This is a genomic window from Mycobacterium sp., assembly GCF_019243155.1.
In the GTDB taxonomy this organism is placed as follows: domain Bacteria; phylum Actinomycetota; class Actinomycetes; order Mycobacteriales; family Mycobacteriaceae; genus Mycobacterium.
Map to the genome: position 1 here is coordinate 1 of NZ_JAFAUS010000432.1, position 2,442 is coordinate 2,442.

At 68.2% G+C, this 2,442-nt stretch carries 3 protein-coding genes; all 3 read right to left on the reverse strand.

Features of this window, described 5'->3' with window-relative positions; translation table 11 throughout:
- Positions 1 to 395, reverse strand: a 395-nt coding sequence (locus JOZ00_RS22250) for an RsmE family RNA methyltransferase (protein ID WP_293348110.1), incomplete at its 3' end; no start/stop codon positions are given.
- A 16-nt stretch (positions 396 to 411) separates the two neighbouring features.
- Positions 412 to 1,557 (reverse strand): molecular chaperone DnaJ, encoded by a 1,146-nt coding sequence (gene dnaJ / locus JOZ00_RS22255; protein ID WP_293348113.1) that lies wholly within the window; start codon positions 1,555 to 1,557, stop codon positions 412 to 414.
- Positions 1,558 to 1,624: 67 nt separating this feature from the next.
- The coding region (locus JOZ00_RS22260) for a heat-inducible transcriptional repressor HrcA (RefSeq protein WP_293348116.1) at positions 1,625 to 2,442 on the reverse strand (818 nt) is incomplete at its 5' end.

Below are 2,442 nucleotides of genomic sequence, written 5' to 3' on the forward strand. Positions count from 1 at the left end.
GCACGCCACCGGCGCAGACCCTTGTCCACTCGGGCGCCGTCCCAGTTAGCCACGCAGCGGGCGGCCTGCCAGGCGAGGAAGGCGTCGGCGCCGGCTTCGGTGGCCAACTCGATAGCGAGTTCCGAACGGTCGGATTTGGGCAGAGCCTGCACCACGGTCACCGCCGGCCGACCGCGCTCGACGCTCCACCGCCGAAGCACCCGCGCCCGCAGACCGTCGCGCCCGGCCTGCTCGACCTCGCAGTGGGCCAGCTCGCCGGCGCCGTCACCAAGCACCAGCTGCTCACCGGGGCGGATCCGCCGAACGGTGGCGGCGTGGAATCCCTCGTCGCCGTCGACGACGGCCACCGACCCGATATCCGGCAGTGTGCCTACGTAGAACAGCGTCGCGACCATGTGCGACTTGGCGCGGCTAGCGGCCGGTAAAGGTTTCGCGCAGCCGGCTGAACAGACCGCCACCGGCGTGCGTGGAGCGGACCTCGGGCACATCGCGGCTGCGGCGGTTCTTTAGCTCGCGCAGCAGTTCGGTGTCGTGATGATCCAGCCGGTTGGGAACCACCACCTCGACATGCACGTGCAGGTCCCCCCTGGTGCCCGAGCGCAGGTGCGGCATCCCGTGGCCGCGCAGCGTGATGACCGAACTCGGTTGTGTGCCAGGCGGAATGGTGATCTCGCTGACGCCGTCCAGGATGGCCTCGACGGTGACCGTGGCGCCCAGCGCCGCGTCGACCATCGGTACCGACACCGTGCAGTGCAGGTCGTCGCCCTCGCGAACGAAGATGTCGTGGGCCTGCTCGTGCACCTCGACGTACAGGTCACCGGCAGGCCCGCCGCCGGGCCCGACCTCACCCTGCGAGGCGAGCCGCACCCGCATACCGTCGCCGACACCGGCGGGAATCTTGACGCTGATCTCGCGGCGGGCACGCACCCGCCCGTCGCCCATGCACTGATGGCAGGGGTCGGGAATGACGACCCCGACACCGCGGCAGGTGGGGCACGGGCGCGACGTCATCACCTGGCCAAGCAGCGAACGCTGCACCGTCTGCACCTCGCCGCGACCGCCACAGGTGTCGCAGGGAATCGGCGCGGAATCGCCGTTGGTTCCCTTGCCCTGGCATCGGTCACACAACACCGCGGTGTCGACGGTGACCTGCTTGGTCACACCCGTCGCGCACTCTTCGAGGTCGAGCCGCATCCGCAGCAGCGAGTCAGAGCCCGGCCGCACCCGGCCGATCGGTCCGCGGGACGTCCCAGCCCCGCTGAAGCCGCCGCCGAAGAAGGCCTCGAACACGTCACCCAGGCCGCCGAACCCACCGAAACCGCCACCGGCCGCGGCGGCGTTCTCCATCGGGTCGCCGCCCAAGTCAACGATGCGCCGCTTCTCCGGGTCGCTCAGCACTTCGTAGGCGACGCTGATTTCCTTGAACTTGGCCTGGGCGACCTCGTCGGGATTGACGTCGGGGTGCAGTTCGCGCGCCAGCTTGCGATACGCGCGCTTGATCTCCGCGTCGCTGGCGTTTCTGCTCACACCGAGCAGCCCGTAATAGTCGCGTGCCACGCCTGACTCTCCTATACCCTGTCTTGTGCCGCACCAAGGAATGTCTCAGCATTCCACGGATGCGCGATCATCGAGCACCCAGGACTTCGCCGATATAAAGAGCAACCGCAGCAACACTGGCGATAGTTCCCGGATAGTCCATCCGAGTGGGCCCCAGCACACCCATTCCGCCGAATACGGTGTCGGAGGTGCCGTAGGCAGTGGTCACCATCGAGGTGCCCATCATCTGCTCGACGGCCGTTTCATGGCCGATGCGCACCGTCACTTTACCGGCCTCCTGCTGAGCCGCCAGCAACCGCAGCACCACCACCTGCTCCTCGAGCGCTTCCAGGATGGAGCGCAGCGAACCACCGAAATCCGCGGCGTTGCGGGTCAGGTTTGCGGTACCACCCATCAGCATGCGTTCTTCGGTGTGTTCCACCAGCGACTCCAGCAACACCGTCGCCGAGCGGCCGACCGCGTCGCCCAGACCATCCGGGCTGCGCAGCTCTCCGGCCAGGTCGGCCACCGCGATCGAGGCGGCCGATAGCTTCTTGCCCACCAGCGCCTGGCCGAGCATCTCCCGCAACTGCGAAAGCTGGTGGTCGTCGATGACGTCGCCGAGCTCGACGACGCGCTGGTCCACCCGGCCGGAGTCGGTGATGACGACCATCAACAGCCGGGCCGGGGTCAGTCCGATCACTTCGAGGTGGCGCACGGTCGACGACGACAGCGTCGGGTACTGCACCACAGCCACCTGACGAGTCAGCTGGGACAGCAGCCGCACCGCCCGGCGCAGGACGTCATCCAGGTCGACGCCGGACTCAAGGAAGTTTTGGATGGCGCGCCGCTCGGCCGACGACAGCGGCTTGACGTCGTCGAGCCGGTCGACGAATTCGCGGTAGC